Annotated in this window: 14 protein-coding genes; 6 read left to right on the forward strand and 8 right to left on the reverse strand. The window is 38.1% G+C overall.

Annotated features, from left to right (window positions below; translation table 11 throughout):
• Window positions 1-170 precede the first annotated feature (170 nt).
• Entirely contained in the window at window positions 171-2249 is a 2079-nt protein-coding gene (locus tag FC748_RS15065) for a serine hydrolase domain-containing protein (RefSeq protein WP_137102308.1), read from the reverse strand.
• Window positions 2250-3124: 875 nt separating this feature from the next.
• A complete protein-coding gene (locus tag FC748_RS15070; RefSeq protein ID WP_108030657.1) occupies window positions 3125-5320 on the reverse strand; it encodes a DNA topoisomerase III in 2196 nt (731 codons plus the stop codon).
• A 518-nt stretch (window positions 5321-5838) separates the two neighbouring features.
• Between FC748_RS15070 and FC748_RS22440 the strand changes: the two genes are divergently transcribed.
• The gene (locus FC748_RS22440) at window positions 5839-5973 is read left to right on the forward strand and encodes a hypothetical protein (RefSeq protein ID WP_255313808.1); all 135 of its coding nucleotides are present in this window, start codon (window positions 5839-5841) and stop codon (window positions 5971-5973) included.
• A 360-nt stretch (window positions 5974-6333) separates the two neighbouring features.
• Here FC748_RS22440 and FC748_RS15075 read toward each other — a convergent pair whose 3' ends face one another.
• The 5 genes from FC748_RS15075 to FC748_RS15095 form a co-directional block, all read right to left on the reverse strand.
• Window positions 6334-7401, reverse strand: coding sequence for a glycosyltransferase family 2 protein (locus FC748_RS15075; RefSeq protein WP_108030658.1), 1068 nt, complete (start codon window positions 7399-7401; stop codon window positions 6334-6336).
• Between the two features lie 106 nt (window positions 7402-7507).
• Window positions 7508-8257: a hypothetical protein gene (locus FC748_RS15080; protein ID WP_108030659.1), complete on the reverse strand. Its 750-nt coding sequence runs from the start codon at window positions 8255-8257 to the stop codon at window positions 7508-7510.
• Window position 8258: 1 nt separating this feature from the next.
• Window positions 8259-12041 carry a DEAD/DEAH box helicase gene (locus tag FC748_RS15085; RefSeq protein WP_108030660.1) on the reverse strand — a complete coding sequence of 1261 codons (3783 nt, stop codon included), beginning with the start codon at window positions 12039-12041 and terminating at the stop codon, window positions 8259-8261.
• A gap of 186 nt (window positions 12042-12227) precedes the next feature.
• Window positions 12228-12782, reverse strand: coding sequence for an NADPH-dependent FMN reductase (locus FC748_RS15090; RefSeq protein WP_024362785.1), 555 nt, complete (start codon window positions 12780-12782; stop codon window positions 12228-12230).
• A 123-nt stretch (window positions 12783-12905) separates the two neighbouring features.
• Window positions 12906-13742: an NAD(P)H-binding protein gene (locus FC748_RS15095; RefSeq protein ID WP_108030723.1), complete on the reverse strand. Its 837-nt coding sequence runs from the start codon at window positions 13740-13742 to the stop codon at window positions 12906-12908.
• A 218-nt stretch (window positions 13743-13960) separates the two neighbouring features.
• Here FC748_RS15095 and FC748_RS15100 point away from each other — a divergent pair, with 218 nt between their 5' ends.
• The 5 genes from FC748_RS15100 (at window position 13961) to FC748_RS15120 (ending at window position 18215) form a co-directional block, all read left to right on the forward strand.
• Window positions 13961-15007, forward strand: a complete 1047-nt coding sequence (locus FC748_RS15100; protein ID WP_024362783.1) for a PseG/SpsG family protein — start codon at window positions 13961-13963, stop codon at window positions 15005-15007.
• Between the two features lie 212 nt (window positions 15008-15219).
• On the forward strand, window positions 15220-15405 hold the full coding sequence (locus tag FC748_RS15105) for an SE1832 family protein (RefSeq protein WP_024362782.1): 186 nt from the start codon (window positions 15220-15222) through the stop codon (window positions 15403-15405).
• Between the two features lie 90 nt (window positions 15406-15495).
• The gene (locus FC748_RS15110; protein WP_108030661.1) at window positions 15496-17061 is read left to right on the forward strand and encodes an ABC-F family ATP-binding cassette domain-containing protein; all 1566 of its coding nucleotides are present in this window, start codon (window positions 15496-15498) and stop codon (window positions 17059-17061) included.
• A 279-nt stretch (window positions 17062-17340) separates the two neighbouring features.
• Window positions 17341-17745, forward strand: coding sequence for a transcriptional regulator Spx (gene spx / locus FC748_RS15115; RefSeq protein ID WP_024362780.1), 405 nt, complete (start codon window positions 17341-17343; stop codon window positions 17743-17745).
• 23 nt (window positions 17746-17768) lie between these two features.
• The gene (locus tag FC748_RS15120; RefSeq protein WP_108030662.1) at window positions 17769-18215 is read left to right on the forward strand and encodes a MarR family winged helix-turn-helix transcriptional regulator; all 447 of its coding nucleotides are present in this window, start codon (window positions 17769-17771) and stop codon (window positions 18213-18215) included.
• Window positions 18216-18345: 130 nt separating this feature from the next.
• On the opposite strand, the gene FC748_RS15125 is transcribed toward FC748_RS15120, so the two are convergent.
• Window positions 18346-18894: an RNA polymerase sigma factor gene (locus tag FC748_RS15125; RefSeq protein WP_024362778.1), complete on the reverse strand. Its 549-nt coding sequence runs from the start codon at window positions 18892-18894 to the stop codon at window positions 18346-18348.
• Between the last annotated feature and the right edge of the window lie 275 nt (window positions 18895-19169).

Below are 19169 nucleotides of genomic sequence, written 5' to 3' on the forward strand. Positions count from 1 at the left end.
TTAAAATTCATTACTTGCGTGCCAGTCACTCAAACAATTTATAAAAAATACCTCGAGGCGTTGGTGTCGATGCCGAAAGTAGCACGCTGATATAACCTTATACAAACAAAACCAGCAAAACATCTTTCCGATGTCCTACTGGTTTTGTTGAAGTCCCTCTTGAATTGTAGCTAGTTCAACGTGATTGCAAATTCCGAATTCGATGCACCAGCAAATACAACCGTTCCGTTCTTCGGCAGTTTTACTTTGTTATTGCCATTTACAACAGTAAAATTAATACATAATCCCTTGTCATCATACACCGCAAACGAACTATTTGATGGCAACTCCACCGTCATCGTTTTCCCTGCTAACGCTTCCGGGATTGTAAACCAGCTCGCATGTCCATTTGCTTGTAGTGTAACTTTGGATGATTGGCTTGCATCAAGCGGTTTTAAGTTGGATTCACTTACGTATAAAAATCCGGACATCTCTAAATATTCATCGTCACCTTCTGTATAGAAACGGGTTTCCGTCGTATCACGTCCACCCATCACAGGTATTTGGAGCTGATGCATCGCCGTGTTAGGACCTGTAATTTTACTGCTTCCCCAATAGCCTTCCATCGCTTCCTTGCTATTAATTTGGATAGGCACGATTGGTGCAAAATATAGCAAAGAACTAAATTTCTCACTCACAAGATAAAACTTGACACCTTCTCGCTTTGCCCATGCGGCAGCTGTTTCCTTCGGTAGCACATTGTCTTCAAGTTTCTCGGCTACATAATGCGTAATCGCTATTTGCCCTAAATCTGGCAGAGACGAATATGTGCTTTCCTTCAAATAAGTTCGTCCATTCTTCTCCGTGACGAAGTTAAGCTTGGCGGTACCATTCTCATTCATAAAGCTTCCATCGGCAGTATATATATATTTTTCTTCTGGATTAGTTGGCAAGATTAGTTCGTCATTCTTCGTAATTTCTATTTTGAAATGACCGGAACTATTGCCGTAAAAACCTGCATTCTTCGCTAGATCTTCAGGCATTTTGTCCTTGACTGGCTTGCCAAAGGATTTACTCGGCTTGATGTCCTTAATTGTGCCCTTCTCTTTAAGCGCAGCGAGCAGTATTTCAGTCGCCATTAGTTGATTTGTCATGCTGCTACCGCCAGATGATAACACAGCCATTGCCATCTTCTGTTCAGGAAGTACTACCAGTGAAGCATGTTGCAATCCCGTGTCGCCGCCTTTAGCCAAACCTTTTATCCCATATTCACTAAATGGATATAGTTTCACACTATCCCAACCAAGACCATAGTTGATAATACTATCTCCATCCTCTGGCCACATTCCTTTTTTATATTCCTCTTGCTCCATCGCCTGAACTGCCTTGTCAGAGAGGATTCCTTTTCCCTGTCCCATAAATATTTGTGAGAATTGCACAACATCTTCGGCAGTGGAAGAAATCCCTCCCGTACCAATCACATTCACTGATTCAGGTGGAAGCTGTCCTTGATATGTTGGAAAATAAAGTCCTGCCCGCTTATCATTTTCCCATTCGTCCTGTGGCGTTTTCGTATGATTTAGCTTTAAAGGTTCTGTAAACTGTTGATGGATAAATTCCGTAAAGCTCATACCGCTGACTCTTTCGACCATTATCTCGGCTAACGTAAAACCGTCGTTGCAGTATACTGAGAACGCGCCAGGATCAGCCTTCAATTGTTGGTTGGATAATTGGCGTAACAAGTTATCATGGGCATAAGTATCATTATCGTTAAATAAAAAAGTATTAGTAAACGTACTACCTTGCAAGCCAGAGGAGTGGTTTAATAGCATACGTGGCGTAATGCTTTTGTAACGCTCATCTTTCATCTTGAAATCAGGAATATAGTGGACAACAGGTTCATCCAAATCGACTTTTCCTTCATCGACCAATTTCATAACAGCTGCAGTTGCATACATTTTACTGACTGAACCAATCCCGTATAAAGTATCTTTAGTCAGCGGCAGTTTCCCTTCCATATCATTCTTGCCTGTCTGACCTGACAAAACAAGTTTACCATTATCAATTAGCGCATACTGCACGCTAGTCGTCTCATAGGAATTCGTAAGTAGCGCAGCCTTCTCTTCCGCAATCTTTTTTAGTTCTTGACTAGCTAATTCTTGGCTAGCCACAACCGCAGTCTGACTGTTAGAAAACGCCAACGCCCCAGTTGGTAGACTTATTGTTAATGCTAATGTAGCGGCTAACACCGCAGATAGTTTATTTTTCATAATTGCCCCCTAAGATAAGTAATCGATTTCATTGCTTCTACCTTGTTTAGCAGTATAGCTCAACTAATCTAGATCAGAACCTCTCCTTCCAACTAATTTGGTAAATATCCACAGCAAATCTGTTATACACAAGATAACACAGTTTTGTTATTACAGTCAAATATTTCTATTAATATAAATATCAAACAAAAAATCTCTCCACTATAGCGTGGAGATGATGTTAATTTTCTTATGTCCTCCGTTCACATAGTCTTTAAGTGCGGTGATTAAAATAACTGTTAGTGGAGAGAGTTGGTGTTTGAGAGAAATTGAAGAAGAACTAGCAGAAAAATGTGGACTACAAACTTCTTATTGAAAAGAAATGGAGCGTGGAGCTAAGAATATTACTTTACTAACGTTAGGCAAAATTCCTAAATACGGATTGGGGGGACGGAGATTTTCTACAAAATGCCCTCGAACATTGGTTAGGGAATTTTATTACTAATAATTTGTTGTTTCTACCTTTAGGTACATATAAAATATATAGCTTAATCCTAAAAAAATATCTCCCTGTTGGATAAACAGATTAATCTGGCTATCCAACAGGGAGCAAATCAAATGCATGCATTTCATTAAGAGCGCTACGTTAAATAGCGATTCTATGCCTCGTTTAGCTGCTTTGTTAGCGAGTAATATTCTATCTACCAGAAAATAATAGACCAACGATATTCTGCAAAGATTTATTTTTTACATCGAGAAGCTTCTGGTTTAGGTCAATTTATTAGTGGTACCGATATTGAAACATATTTGCCAGAATGAAAACTAAATTTCTACTAGTTAACAGTCTATGGGCAAATTCTATTGAATTTGCCTATAGTCCTAAATCTTCCGATGATTTAATTATCAGAGTTAAAGCCTTTTAATAGATCTGCAAACGGATTATTCAAAGGTTCTTCTTCTTTTGCTTGTTGTTTCAAATACTTTTGTACACTTCGCTTATCCACTTTTCCGCCACCTTCTTTTTTGCGACGAGCTTCAAAGGCAGATAATTTTTCACGATGTCCGCATTTGCATACGAAGATTTGACCATCGCCTTCACCACGTAACTCTAGTTTTTTCTTACATTGAGGACAACGAGCGTTCGTTATGCGAGCTACATTTTTCTTGTATCCACATTCACGATCTTGGCATACAAGCATCTTACCTTTCTTACCGTTCACTTCAAGCATTGGTTTGTTGCAATCAGGGCATGATTTCGTTGAAATATTATCATGCTTATACTTCTTATCGCTTGATTTGATTTCTGCAACTATTTTTTTCGTGTGTTGCTTCATTTCATTGATAAATACTTCTTTCTTCAATTTCCCTTTTGCAATCAACTCCAACTTTTGTTCCCATTCAGCAGTCGTTGCAGGTGAGCGTAATTCTTCAGGCACTAAATCTAATAGCTGGCGACCTTTTGAGGTAATATAAATTTCTTTACCGCCTCGTTGCTCAATCATAAAGGAATTAAAAAGCTTATCAATAATATCGGCACGCGTTGCTACAGTACCTAATCCCCCCGTTGATTTTAAAGTATCGGCTAACTGTTTATCATTACTCTCTAAATACTTTGTCGGGTTTTCCATCGCAGATAGTAATGTTGCTTCATTAAAACGTGCTGGAGGCTTTGTTTGACCCGTTGTTTGTGAAATTAAATGAACTTCTAATGTTGTGCCATTTTCGATTCGAGGGAAAACTTGCTCTTTTAAGTCGTCATTCGATTCCTCATCATCAAAGCGGTTTTCATATACTTCCTTCCAACCAGCTACAGTGATTGTTTTTCCTTTTGCAACAAAATTTTCATCACTAATTTTAGCGCGTAACGTTAATTGTTCAAATTCATGTGCTGGGAAAAATACCGCTAAGAAACGTTTTACAACTAAATCATAAATCTTACGTTCTTTATCATTAAAGTTTGCGAAATTTACGTATTCTTCAGTTGGAATGATCGCATGGTGATCAGAAACTTTAGCATCGTCTACAAACGCTTTAGTTGCTTTTATAGGTTTAGATAAAATTTTATTAGCAAACGGGCGGTATTCGCCAATTCCGCATGCTTTTAGACGTTCTGGTAACGTTGCTACAATATCGCTTGAAATATAACGTGAATCAGTACGAGGATACGTTAATACTTTATGTTGCTCATATAGCTTTTGCATAATATTTAAAGTTTCTTTCGCAGAGTAACCAAAAATTTTATTCGCATCGCGTTGTAATTCTGTTAAATCATACAGCCCAGGTGCAAACGATTTTTTAGGCTTACGCTCTACTTCAATTACCTTTGCGTTGTTGTTACCAAGTTTTTTAACGATGGTATCGATTTTACCTTTTTCAAAGCTACGGCTATTGCCTTTTGCATCTTGCCAAGTAAGTTTTAAATTATCTTTTGTTTTTGCTTCAATACCGTAATATGTTTGAGGTTTAAAATTTTTAATTTCTTCTTCGCGAGCTGCAACCATGGCAACAACAGGTGTTTGGACACGCCCGCAGTTTAATTGTGCATTAAAACGTGTTGTTAAAGCACGTGTTGCATTCAATCCGATATACCAGTCAGCTTCACTACGAGCTACAGCAGCATGATATAGATTTTCATAATTTTTGCCTGGTTTAAGATTGTCAAAGCCCTCTTTAATTGCTTTGTCGGTTACAGAAGAAATCCATAGACGTTTGATTGGCTTTTTAGTGTTTGCTTTTTCAATAATCCAGCGTGCTACTAATTCGCCCTCTCTCCCAGCGTCCGTAGCTACAATTATTTCTTTTACATCATTTCGAGTTAGTTGCGATTTCACCGCATTATATTGTTTACCTGTTTGCTTCATTACAACCAATTTCATGCGTTCCGGAAGCATTGGTAAATCTTCTAAATTCCATGTTTTATACTTCACGTCATATGCTTCTGGGTCCGCTAATGTTACAAGATGTCCCAGTGCCCACGTCACAATATATTTGTCGCCTTCTAAAAAAACATTCCCTTTTTTTGTACATTTTAGTACATTTGCGATGTCACGCGCAACGGATGGTTTTTCGGCAATTACTAAACTTTTTGCCATATTTTCATACTCCTTTACTTACATCTGTCATGTTAAATATACCACAAGTAAAGCGTTATATTTTTTTAGCCACTCTTACTTAGAAGTCCTACTAAGGTGATGAGTGGAATTTTCAAAAATATTAAAGAATGATTTTAAGTATGCATAGGAAGGCTGCTAGTTTATCAGGAGCAGCTAGGCAGTCTAGTTTAACGACAATTTTCATATGAAAATGTAGTTTCACATTGCAAACAACTGGTTCAATATTCAATGGGCTGTAGAGGAAAAGTTGTGTGAAATGATTAGTTGCGTCTTGAATTTTATTTTTTTCATCTAGTAAAATGTACATAAACTAGTAAAACTTTTAACTGTTGCATCATTCATCGTTCCATCCCTCATATTTGCCTATATTGTATTCCTTTAAGGTTTTATAATTAAACATTTACATAAAAAAGTATTTTTAAAACTGCATACTCCTATTCCCTTAACATATATTGAATTGCCATAATATTCTCAAAATTATGAAGGAGGAGAAGAAAATGCAAGCTCAAGACTTTAGACCACGAAATGTGATTATTATTACGATTATTGTTGTTTTGTCACTTATTATTGGTCACGCGATTTATGTAGATTATATTGATGTTTCTTCATATGTAAATGAAATCGTTGAATAAGTTCTAAGGTATTCCATTGGATTGTGTAAAACTGAATCAAGTGAAGCTTGTGGCAGTCATTAATATGTAAGTGGAATCATGCCATAAATTTATATAGTAATAAAAAGAAGAATCTGCATAGCACTCTTTACTGTTACGAGGAGGGGTATAGGCAGATTCTTTTTTCAACACTGTTGGGAGTTTATAGTGCTTTCGCGGGTAAAATGCTTTACTCCGCGAGTATTTCTCTCCCTTTCGCGGGTAAACACCTTTACTCCGCGGGTATTTCTCTCCTTTTCGCGGGTAAACCTCTTTACTCCGCGGGTATTTCTCTCACTTTCGCGCGTAAACCTCTTTACTCCGCGGGTATTTCGCAACCAGTCATTTGTGTAGCTGTTTGCGAAGATATTGTTGATGGTCAAGTATGCGTTGATCGTTTGGTTTATGGTGGCGTGCTGCTTCATTGTGTTCATAGGCATTTTCATAAAGCCGTAATCGATCATATAATAGACTTAATTGATAATGCGGTATCCATGTTGAGTATGCTCGTTTGTAAACGCCAATAGTGCAAGGCGTTACTTGTAAAGCTTGGGAATACCAATAAATTGCTTCCTTATTTTTCGATTGCGCCATAAAGTGTTGGCCGATTCGACAGCATGTTTCCGGTTTTGGTTGATCATACAATAATGATTGAAAAACAGCCTGTGTCGCATTCTTGGTATCTTGTAATTGCTCATAGCAATCTGCTAAATTTAAACAAGCTTGAACTTGGGCCTCAGATGTTTCGAGTGCTGTATCTAAAAATGTATGATAGTGATTAATTGCTTCTAAAAAACGGCTGTGTTGTTTTAATTCATTTGCATAATGGAAAAAATCTCTTGGCGCAAATGTATATCCGTCTGCTATTAACCGCTCATATATGCGTAGATTACGAGCTGTTTGTTGCTTTACTGGTACATGCACAACTGCTACATCACTTTTATAGATGTTACCTGTTACATCCAAAAACTCATGCACTGCTCCCCGCCACTGATAATGACGTGCTCGCTTTACTAATCGGTATTTTTTTTCACTCGTTGCGACAGTCCCATCCGCCTCTAGCGTTACAACATAATCCATTGAAACTGCATCGATGCTTGGATAAAGAAATTGCTTTAATTGTACTAACTTTTGCTGATGTTCAGATGTGAGCACATCATCTGCATCAAGCCACAAAATATAATCTTTCGTTGCTTGCTGGAAGGAAAAGTTCCGCGCCTTTGCAAAATCATCGCACCACGGAAAATCAAAAATTCTAGAGGTATAGTGCTGTGCAATATCCTTTGTACGATCAGTTGAGCCAGTATCAATAATATTGATTTCATCCACTACATGTTGGACGGAATCTAAACATCTTTCGAGCAAGCTTTCTTCATTTTTGACAATCATACATAAACTAATCGTTATCATTAGGACCCTCCTTTATGTAAGTAATATATGCAGGCTAGAAAATTTGCACGCTGTTATCTAAATGCACAAAAAAAACGAACGGCAACTGCGCCGCTCGTTCTCGCATTTATAAATATTGTGCTCGCCATTGTGGCTGCTCTTGGTCTGTAAGTTGCTGTTCTAGCTCTTCGTCCCATTTATTTAACAAAGTATTCCATACACGAACGTAGATAATATCTTGTTCCTTATCGTAAAGAAGAAATTCTAGACATGGAATATCATTGATTTGTTTCGCTTCTGATGTCACAATGGTTTCGATTATTTTCTGCGAGCTTGATGCTTCTTCCTCTCCCTGCTGTAAAGCTATAAGCAACATTGCCTCATCAAATTGTTCTTGCTGCTCTGCCTCTTTATCAACATAACGATAAGGAGCTGGCAACTCATCAAATTCCTCTATATCGTCTTCTCCAACAGGGAGAATCGCTTGGTGGCATGGACTAAATAACAAAGTCGCTGTTTCGACTTCTAACTCCTCTTCGAAAATGCCACGTACCAACTGTTGTTGTCCTTTAGGGGTTAATGTATAGAAGCCCTCTAATTGCTCGATAAGACGCACGCGAGACATTAATGATACTAAATCCTCAATAAACAGTGGGTCTACTAGTAAAAGCTCACTTAACTCCTGCACATTTTGAAAATTCGCTTCCTGCATGCTTATTAACAGCATTTGCATCAAGACATCCATCGTAGAGCGACGAATCGGCTCATATGTTACCTCAATGGTACGAATTGGAATGCACCAATCCGTTGCCTTTACTATTTTGACATGACGATTTTGTTGTAACTCTCTCATTAAACGTTGCTGTATTTTCAACACCCTACATCACCTGTCCTTTATGATTACGTAAGCCATTGTAGGATTTCACCGTTGTTAAAAGATTGCTGTACATATCACGTGTATCCTGATGTTTCGCACGTTTTGCAAACATATCAGCACTTCCGACAAGCATTAACAGTTCTCGCGCACGAGATAGCGCGACATTTAACCTGCGATAATCTCTCGCAAAGCCAATGTCTCCTCCCTTTGGCGTATTCCGCACCATACTCACTAAGATGACATCCATCTCCATCCCTTGGAACTTATCGACAGTGCCCGTTCTAAATTGGAGATGTGGTAACTGTAATTCCTGTTGGAGAAGGCGATTAATTTTCTTCACCTGCTCGCCATAGAAGCTAATAACGCCTACACTTTTCTGTGCATCCTGTGGTATGCGACCAGCCTTTTTCGCTTCCATTACAGCACTATTTAAGTCTGTTAAAATACTGCGGATTGTTTGTAGTTCTCCTTCATTATAACGACTTGTGCCACCCTTAACTTGTTCCTCTAAAAACGGTCTTTCCGCTGGCATATCAATCCATAGCAAATGATCATCACGACCGACAAATTGCCCTTCTAAGCCATGGTCACGGGCTGCATCCGAATCTGGTAATCCACATTGCAAGCCGTTTTCTTCCTTAGCGTAAAATGGTGTAATGCTGTGCATGATTTTTTCATGCATACGATACTGCAATGCAAGCATTTGCTTATGTGTTGAAGGTAGGTTATTAAATAATCGCTCAAATAGCGACTCACGAAGCAAGCTTTTCAACTCTTGCGCCCCATCAAAATTAGGATTTTCTTCTAGCATTCCTTTCAATGTTTCCTCCAACGTATCATCACCAAGCAACGGAGGTAATTGATGATGGTCACCCACTAAAATAATTTTTTTGCCTTTTAGCATTGGTAATAATAGCTCTGGCGGTGTAGCCTTCGATACTTCGTCGATTATTACAACATCAAACGTTGGATAGTTCTCCATAAACTCCTTGCTTGCCGAAGCAACGCATGTTGTGCCGATTACGTTGGCATGACGCACATACAATTTACGAATTTCATCTAAATCATATTCCGTAGCGTTTTGTAGCTTATCGCGCCATTGCTCTTGTAATTTCTTACGTAGAGGTAACTGCTGTTGTTTTCGATGTAGCTCTTCTAAACTTTCATTTGCTGTTTGAATAGCTTCCTTCACTTCTTCTAATGTTCGCTCTGGTGTAGCTTGTAGCAATGTTGTTAAAGCCGTTAGTTGTTTTTCCTTTTTTAGTCCTTCTATATTAATAGCTTTAATTTTTTCTTCTAATTGCGCTAGCTCTTCGTCAATCTCTTGTAAGCTTGCCTTAGCTGTTTGATGTGCCGCTCTTTTCGGTAAGAGCTGTGTATTTGCTTGTTCAACAGCCTGAAGCTGCTGACGGGCTGTTTTCACAGAGGATTGCGTTGTAGTTACGAGCATTTTCAACTGCTCTACAGATTCTTCTGGCATAGTCTCAGCTTGGAACGTATTTGCAAGTTGTTGTAAACGCTCGGTATGAGCTAAATACGGCTGCAATTGACGCTGCAAGCTTTGTACATCGAAGCTTGTAATTGCACATTCTTGGTGTATTAAACTCGCGATATTTTTGCGGAGCGACTCAAATTCACGATCTTTATGCTCCTGTTGTTGGCGAAGTGCCATCCCCTTTTGCCACACAAAATCGCGACGCATATACAGTCCCAGTAAATAGCTTTCTAACTGTTCCACTGACGGTGTTTGCCCTTCTTGAAATGAGGCATTTAGCTGTCCAAAAACGCCGTTTAAATTTTGTAGGGAGAACGATTGAACAGGCTGTTGACGACTTTTCGCAAGCGCCCGCTCTTTCCCATCAGGTGAAACCGACGCTTCAAGTTTTGCAATCGCTTTTTGTAGACGCGTATTTATGGTTGCCCATGCTTCTAAATCTTTCGCATCCTCTAAATGCTCTAGTCGTCGAATTTGCTGCGCTAACACAGGTGAAGGTTGAACTTGATAATGCTGTAAAAACCGTTGGATACGGTCATAGGTTGTTAATGAAGCGATATAATTTTGACTTTCCTTCATGAAAAGCAATCGCTTATTTTCTTGTTCATATTTCACTTGAATATCTTGAAACTGGGTTGTGAGCTCTTGTTTTTCTACAAGTAATTCTTTATATTGAATAGCCGCTTGCCATTGCTCTATTTTGATGGTGTTGTCTTGAATCGTTTGTTGTAACTGTTCAGCGGATGCGTATTCAGCTACTATAAGCTCCTGTGATTGAATAGCGGACTCTAACTGTGCAAGCTGTTTTTCATAATGCTCTTTTTGTGCTTCACTCGCTTCTTTTTCCGCTTTTGCCGTTTTTAACTCTTTTTTAAGCGATTGAATTTCTTTTTGTAAAATGGGTTCGTCGATTGCCGCTTGCTCCTTAGCAGCAATTTCCTTTGTTAGTTCTTCTAGCCACGCTTGCAATTTCGTTAGCTCATCAGTTGTTTTACTTATACTCGCTTGTAATTCTTGTTCACGTTCAGTAAAAGCCGTAATTTCTTCTTCAACAGCAGCTAATGTTTGCTCACGCCAATGTAGGGCAACATTTTCCTCAATGAATTTTTTCCCCTCTTCTTCAATACTTTCTGTTCGGCCATATCGTAAAATACGAATTTCTTGATTGGAGAGAAGTCTTCCTAAGGCATTATCAACAGCTAAGTTTGACTGTGAGGCAACGAGTGTTTTTAAGCCTGCTTTTACGTTTTGCTGGCAAATCTCTGAAATAACCGTTGTTTTCCCTGTTCCAGGGGGCCCTTGAATAACATACAAATCTTCTACAGATAACGCGCCGATGACAGCTTTCCGTTGATATTCATTTAAATTATTATGAAACTCAATATCTTCACGAAGCTTTGCTGTACGGACAGTCGGACGCTTTTCAAATAAAATCGTTTCTAAGCTAGCATTTACTGCTTCACCTTTTTCAAGCTTTGTAAAGCCGTTACGTAAGCGTCGAATTTGACTTAGTGTCGCAAAATTACTAAAGCTTACTTGTTTTGAGCGCAAATTTAGCTGGTCTTTGCGTGCTTGCTCCTGTGCAAAAGGCTTTAAGTCAACTTCCACTGTTTGCTTACCCGCATTCGCTTTTAACACTTGTCCAATTTCACCACGTACCCCTTGGATGCTCACACTTAAACCTTCAAGTTGCTTCCATTCCTTCGCTTTCACATAGGGACATACTAGTGTTAAACGTGAAAAATCTTCATTATAGTAGCTTTGTTTAAAGTCCGTATGAATATCATCGATCGTCGCATCACGTTCTTGAATTTTTAAATAGCCTTCCCAACTTGCAATACGCTTTTTCACATATTCTGTCCGTTCCTCTGCAATCGGTAACTCTCTAATTTTCGTGTGAAGATCAAGCGGGATACCAGCCCCATTATTGGGCTTTGTGACAAATTGCAGTGCCGCTGGTAAACGACGATTCGTACTAATTGGACCACGCATATGTACAAAACGTATATTTGTTGCTAATAACCCTTCCACTTTTAACACACAATCCATAATCGCTGTTTTTCCGGCCAATGTACTGTCTAACTTTTCATTATGCTCTGCATTAAAATAAATCGATAAAAACGTTTCGCCAATTGTTTTTGCTTTTCTTTTTTCAATATAGACGGTCAAAGTTTTTTGTAACGCAAAAAAGGCATGCTCATTTGCTGAGCATTCCTCTACCGCCTCCTTCGCCTTATTCGTCAAAATTAAATTACAGCGTTGTTTCTCTAGTAAAGCGATGTTCTGCATGAGCTGCCCTCCCTTCCGAATTCACTAAAGTACTATTTTATCATATCGTAAAAGGATTTCTGAAAAGAAAAATCCCCTGCACAGTGATTTCCTTCCACTGCACAAGGGACTTTATAATATTGCAAAATTACGCATCAGTGTGACTCTTGCTCGTCATAACTGTTTAGGAACAGTACTTACCTTTGTTTAATGTTGGTCTATTGTTTCTTTCGGTAATGATTTACTCATTTCACAGTACTGGACAAAAACGCGAGCCATTTCACGTAAACGATTATGAACATCCTCGTCTACAATTTTATTGTCTGCATCAAAATGTGATGTATGTGTATAGACATAGTTTGGTGTTACAAGCGCACGGAAGTAGTCTAAAATTGGTTTTAGTTGATTTTCAACTACTAAATGGTGCTGATATGTGCCACCATTCGCTACGATAGAAACAGGCTTATAACGCATCGTTTTCGGATGTAAGAAATCAAATGCATTTTTTAACACACCTGGAATTGAAGCTTGGAAAATTGGCGTAGCAATAATATACGCATCCGCTTCTTCAAATTTTTGTATCATTTTTTTCATATCATCATTTAATGGTGAACCATCGACAATTTGATGCTTATATTCACTAAAATGCATAATTTCTAAGTCGAAACTAGCATCGAATTCTTTAATATAATGCTCTACTTGCTCTAAAATAGCACCAGTTTTACGCCCAAACATTGTGCCATCAACGAGTAAAATTTTCATATTCATTTTGCCTCCACATTCATCTTCTACAATAATATTGTAACAAATGAATAGAGTCACGGGAAGAATTGTAGCAGTCAAAACATGAAATTCAGTCTTTAGGCGGAATGATATGAAAGGTACCTATTTTTCATTTTTGCGATGAAATGTTACCTCTTTGTCTACTACGCTTTCCTCCACTTTAAATTTATCTCGATTAATGATAACCTCTCGATTTACCTTGTCCGCTTCAGATACATCTGCACCTTTTCGCTTTTGCCAATTAAATAGCTCCTCACGTGCAAACTCTTCGTGAACCACTTTTGGAAAATCCATTGTAGCTAGCTGTTGGGAAGGATAGATGGTCACTGGTTGCTTCTTGCCATGTAACGCAATAACAAGCATCGCTTTTGCCACCTGTGAAGCATCGATAGCACGCATACGTTTTAATGGTCCTATTAGCAAAGGTTTAGCAAGCTTTAACACCTTTTCCCCAGCCTTCTCACCAAAACGAAACTCATCTCGTTGCCCTACTAACAGAGATGGACGAATAATGGATAAGCGTTGCATACCTAGCTCTATTAAAGCTTGCTCCAACTTCCCCTTCACCCGATTATAGTAAATTTTTGACCGTTCATTTGCACCCATTGCCGTTATAACAAGCAAATGGGGAATCCCTTGTTTTTTCGCTAATGAAGCAATAGCTAGTGGAAATTCAAAATCCACTTTTTCAAATTCTTCACGGGAGCCTGCCTTTTTGATAGTAGTACCTAAACAACAATATAACTCATGAGCAAATTCAATATCCTTTTCTTCTAGTGTGTCAAAGTTACGAATCTTGACCTCTAACTTCGGGTGTTCATAGTGAAGCTTTCTTCGCGCAATAACGATGACCGAAACGTATTCATCATTTTCACATAACTGTTCTATGAGCGAGCTTCCCGTTAACCCAGTGGCTCCCACAACAATTGCCGAACGCATACCCAATCTCTACTCCTCCTATCTGCCTTAACATAGACGGTTACTAGATATGTATAGTATGAATAAGAATATAGCTTATCCTCTCTATTATTCATCGGTATGACAAACGCCATTTTTGAAGTTTAACTACATACTTTCTTTATCTAATGTTAATTTTTACACATACTTGCCCATTTTTCACCATAATTTAAATAGACAGATGAAAGGATGGGATACATTTGCAAAACGAAACACAAACAATAAAACCGAAAAAATCGATTGTTTTCATAATTGAAAGCTGTATTGATAAAGGGCTGTATCCTTTTGAACGGGTTGCAACATTGGCTAAGTTGCTTGTGCAAGAGGACGTTTTCATATTCGTCAAAACCCCTTCTAATGATGGGATTCAAATTTTAATGCATCACAATCTTTCACCAATACTATTCGATCTTTTTGACGAATTACCTAAGCAAATCAAAGCCATACAGCCTGATTTAATTGTCAGGGACGGTCGTAACTCCGAAAGTTGGCAAGTGGAAAGTTTACGACCATTCTGTAAAACGATGATTCATTTTGATGATTTTGGTGATGGTGGCCAAGCCTGTGATTGTGTGTTACTCGCACTCTATCAAGAAGTGAAAGATTATTTTCCATCTCATTATATTGGTGGCAGTTTTGCCTTTGCATTACCAGAAGCCTATCAACATACGGAATCATTACCTGATGTTAAAGTCTCTGAAAACCCTCCTCATATTGTTGTTGCTTTTGAGGATGGGGACGAGCATAACTTAACATATCGAACTCTTCGCCACCTAACCCAGCTACAAATCCCACTACAAATTACAGTAATGATAGATGATAGCTATCGCCATGCGACGGATGACTTGCAAATGATGGTACTTAGTCGTCGTAATACTGCCCTATTGCGTGATAAAGACGCACTTCTCAAATTGTTACCCAAAGCCGATGTCATTATCTGCAATGCGAACTATACACCTTATAAAATTGCTTCTTACGGTGTGCCTTGTATTACACTTGCACAAACGGAGAACGAGCTATTACATGCTTTTCCTCGTGAGCATAACGGCTTTATACACCTCGGTCTCGGCCGTAAGATGAAACAATCACAAATACAAAATGCGGTGATGGAGTTTTTATTGCATGAGGCTCGTAGTGAGCGGGCTGTAAAAAAACAGCGACAGCTGAATCTCGCAAGTAATAACCAAACATTGGAATCATTATTACTCGATTTCGCTTATGATCGACATAATATCGCTTCAACTTAGTGATTCTTTTAAGGTGAATATGATACAATATATTAGAATTTTTCACTTCTTTTCCCCTTGCTTCTAGTTGAATGTAGGCTAGAATTTTCAAGGGAGTTTAAAGCATCAGTACCCGATTGATTTTAACAATTAAGCGGTGGAGGGATGATAAAACCTCCATCGCTTTTACACGCATTGGTAATACAAATGAAACGATAAAGGAGCGACAAACCATGCCAACAAAAAGCGATATTGAATATCAAATTAAAGAATTAAAAATGGATTATATGAATTTACAAGGCGACATTGAAAAACTTGAATCTACAGGCCATAATGACCAAGTCGCTAAAGCAGAGCAACGCCTAGCTAACATGGAAACAAAGCTAGCCGAATTAAACAAACTACTAGCAGAGCTTTAATATTTTGCATATTGCAACTGTATGTAATAACAGTCGTACAGCGAATCTATCTACACAAGACGTAATCGAAATTATGGAGGAACAACCTATATGGCAATATTAACAGTTGAAAACTTAGGTCATTCGTTTGGTGACCGCACACTTTTTAAAGATGTTTCTTTCCGTTTAGTTGAAGGCGATCATATTGGTCTTGTCGGCGCTAACGGAGTTGGAAAGTCTACTCTAATGGGAATTATTACAGGGCAAACAATTCACGATGCCGGAAAGGTTGAATGGCTACCTGGTACACATTATGGCTATTTAGACCAACATACTGTGCTGACTGCTGGACGTACTATGCGCGATGTATTGCGTGATGCCTTCCTCCCTCTATATAAAAAAGAAGAAGAGTTAAACGAAATTACAAGTAAGATGGCTGAAGCGACACCTGAAGAATTAGAAGAGTTACTAGAACAAATGGCAGATGTTCAAGATGCACTTGATGCTGGTGATTTTTATTCACTCGATATGAAAATCGAAGAGGTTGCACGTGGTTTAGGTTTGGATGCGATTGGACTTGAACGTGATGTAGCTGCCCTGTCTGGTGGTCAACGTACGAAAGTATTACTGGCAAAGCTTTTATTAGAAAAGCCAAAGGTATTATTACTCGATGAGCCAACGAACTATTTAGACGAAGAGCATATTACATGGTTAAAAAACTATTTAAAAAACTATCCACATGCTTTCTTATTAATTTCCCATGATACGGAATTTATGAATGAGACTGTAGATGTGATTTTCCAATTAGAGTTTTCAAAACTGACTCGCTATACAGCTACGTACGAGAAGTTTTTAGAGCTAGCTGAAATCAATAAACGTCAACATATTGATGCATATGAAAAGCAACAGGAATTCATCAAAAAACAAGAAGACTTTATCGCCAAAAATAAAGCGCGTTACTCTACAACGGGTCGTGCTAAATCTCGCGCGAAGCAGCTTGATCGTCTAGAACGAATTGACCGTCCTGAAACAGCAGTAAAACCTGAATTTGGTTTCAAAGAAGCTCGTACACCAAGCCGTTATGTAGTGGAAGCTGAAAATTTAGTCATCGGTTACGATAAAGACAAGCCTTTACTACCACCACTTTCATTTATGATTGAACGCGGCGAGAAAATTGCCTTAGTCGGTATGAATGGTGTTGGTAAATCTACATTATTGAAAACGATGCTCGGTAAAATCAATCCGCTAAGTGGTACAGTTATTCGCGGGGATTATTTAGCCCCTTCTTACTTTGAACAAGAAGTAAAAGCAGATAAAATTACACCGATTGACGATGTCTGGAACGCCTTCCCATCCATGGAACAGGCACAAGTACGCGCCGCATTAGCACGTGCTGGATTAAAAACAGATCACATCACTCGCCCACTTAATTCTTTATCTGGTGGTGAGCAAGCGAAAGTTCGTTTATGTAAACTCATGATGGAAGAAGCCAACTGGTTACTATTTGACGAACCGACAAACCACTTAGATGTCGATGCAAAAGAAGAATTAAAACGTGCTATGAAAGAATTTAAAGGCACAATCGTACTCGTTAGCCATGAACCTGATTTTTATGAAGGTTTAGTAACGAAAGTATGGAATGTACAAGACTGGTTCACATCTGGTCAACAAAGCTAAAGTGCAAAGCTAAAGTGCCAGTCACCCACACAATTCAAAATTGTGTGGGTGACTGGCACTTCCTCTAAACTTACATCATTGTAAGCTTATTTAATGAAACTTTTCCCTCTTCCCAGCGTATATTTAGTATAGATTAAAAAATATCATATTCTCTTAAAAGTTTTTTAAATAACTATTGATTTATATATAGCTTACTAGTAAGATATATGTATAACCTATTTAACTTACTGATAAGCTATTCATAAAATATAATCTAACAAAGAAAGCGGGGAATGAAGAATGACAGTTACAATTTACTCACAAGCGAGCTGCTCTTCATCCAGAAAAGCATTAAAATGGTTAAAAGAACACAACATTGAATATAAAGAAAAACGTATTACATCACATCCTCTTACACTTGCTGAATTTAAAGAAATTTTAAGCATGACAGAAGATGGCACTGATGAAATTATTGCTACAAACTCTAATGATTTTAAAAATCTTAATATTGATATTGATCAGCTTTCTATTCAAGAGCTATACGCGATTATTCAGGCGCACCCAAGAATGTTACGTAGCCCTATCCTTATAGATGAAAAACGTATCCAAGTTGGGTACAATGAGATGGACATTCGTCGTTTTATTCCACGTAAAGTACGTGCTTACGAGTTAAACGCGATGACAAGATTGGCTCAAGAAAGTTAAAACTGTTTTGGAGATGACCTTATATGGATCAAGAAAAACAACAAGCCATTACCTCATTATTTGAAGTTGTCTCTTCTATCGAGCGTAAATGGGCAAACGAGTGGAATAATCATAATGTACTCGGCTTTTCAAAATCCCATATTTTAATTTTAGACTACTTATCGCAGGAGGGACCAAAGCGCCCTTCTGCTATAGCTGAGCGCTTAAAAGTTACAACAGGTGGCGTCACGGTATTAACGACCAAACTGATTAATGCTGGCTTTATCGAAAAAACACAGCACGCTACCGATCGCAGAGCCTCGCAATTAGTTATTACGACCGAGGGTGAAGATATCCTTGAAGAATCACGTCAACAAGTTAGCGAAATTATTAACAATATGTTTGGCATGCTGTCAGCAGAAGAGCTGCAAACATTACGTGATATTTTTGCCAAGTGTTTACTAACTGTCGATACTAATCGTCAAGATTAAATTTTCAGCTTTGTATAGAAACACGAATAAGGATGTATTGCAAATTATTGTTTGCAATGCATCCTTATTTTGATTGGCCGAACGAATACTTCCGTCTAAGTAGTTAAGATAGTGCGACCAATTGTTTTTATTACGCTGGTAGCACAGCCTCGACGATTGACACATCAGCCATAAGCATTTCTTTTAGGCGAGCTTTCGCACGGAATAAACGAGATTTCACCGTCCCAATAGAAACTTTCATAATAGTAGAAATTTCAGCAAGTGAATATTGGTCTATGTAGAAATACCATAAAGTTTTTCTATAGATTGCATCTAACTGTCCCATTTTATCCTGTACTAGCTTTGTCACAATTTCTTTTTCAATTTTTTCTTCTGTTGAAATTTCATTATTGGGAACCAAATCTAAAATCGGTACGTCTAATGTTTCAGGTTGGTTCATCATGTACTTACTGCGTCGTACTTTTTTTCGATAGCGATCTCTAAATGTGTTCATTGTAATGGTTGTTAGCCAAGCTTTAATATGTTCTACTTCGGCAACGCTATCTTCGTAGCGTACGACTTTGACCCAAACTTCTTGCATCAGATCTTCTGCTTCTACATTATTACGAGTAAGTTTCAAACATAAATGGTATATATAACGATTATATTCCTCATATACGCCTTCTAATTTTTCATTCATTGTGTATTCCTCCGCTTCTTGTTCTTGCTTCTATACACATTCTCGCAAAATAATGTATTACACTCTATCGTATTGGCTTTCAATTTCATTACAATCGTGTAAGCTTAAATGCTTTTACTTGTAATATTCGTAAAAAATGTTTTACTACTATATCTCTTTTATACGGAAAAACCTATGAAAACCCTTCCAAATTCAAATTTACATAGTCGCATTTAATTATTGTAGGCTTAATATTACTTTTGCTTACATAAAGATTTGTTTATAACTAATAGCGA

Origin of the sequence: Lysinibacillus sphaericus (assembly GCF_005217585.1) — a bacterium.
GTDB lineage: Bacteria > Bacillota > Bacilli > Bacillales_A > Planococcaceae > Lysinibacillus > Lysinibacillus sphaericus.

Coding starts and splice junctions, on each gene's coding strand:
- FC748_RS15105 (WP_024362782.1), top strand. CDS start 15,220: ATGCCAACAAAAAGCGATATTGAATATCAAATTAAAGAATTAAAAATG.
- FC748_RS15085 (WP_108030660.1), bottom strand. CDS start 12,041: ATGCAGAACATCGCTTTACTAGAGAAACAACGCTGTAATTTAATTTTG.
- FC748_RS15095 (WP_108030723.1), bottom strand. CDS start 13,742: ATGCGTTCGGCAATTGTTGTGGGAGCCACTGGGTTAACGGGAAGCTCG.
- FC748_RS15110 (WP_108030661.1), top strand. CDS start 15,496: ATGGCAATATTAACAGTTGAAAACTTAGGTCATTCGTTTGGTGACCGC.
- FC748_RS15065 (WP_137102308.1), bottom strand. CDS start 2,249: ATGAAAAATAAACTATCTGCGGTGTTAGCCGCTACATTAGCATTAACA.
- FC748_RS15070 (WP_108030657.1), bottom strand. CDS start 5,320: ATGGCAAAAAGTTTAGTAATTGCCGAAAAACCATCCGTTGCGCGTGAC.
- FC748_RS15125 (WP_024362778.1), bottom strand. CDS start 18,894: ATGAATGAAAAATTAGAAGGCGTATATGAGGAATATAATCGTTATATA.
- FC748_RS15120 (WP_108030662.1), top strand. CDS start 17,769: ATGGATCAAGAAAAACAACAAGCCATTACCTCATTATTTGAAGTTGTC.
- spx (WP_024362780.1), top strand. CDS start 17,341: ATGACAGTTACAATTTACTCACAAGCGAGCTGCTCTTCATCCAGAAAA.
- FC748_RS15090 (WP_024362785.1), bottom strand. CDS start 12,782: ATGAAAATTTTACTCGTTGATGGCACAATGTTTGGGCGTAAAACTGGT.
- FC748_RS15075 (WP_108030658.1), bottom strand. CDS start 7,401: ATGATAACGATTAGTTTATGTATGATTGTCAAAAATGAAGAAAGCTTG.
- FC748_RS22440 (WP_255313808.1), top strand. CDS start 5,839: ATGCAAGCTCAAGACTTTAGACCACGAAATGTGATTATTATTACGATT.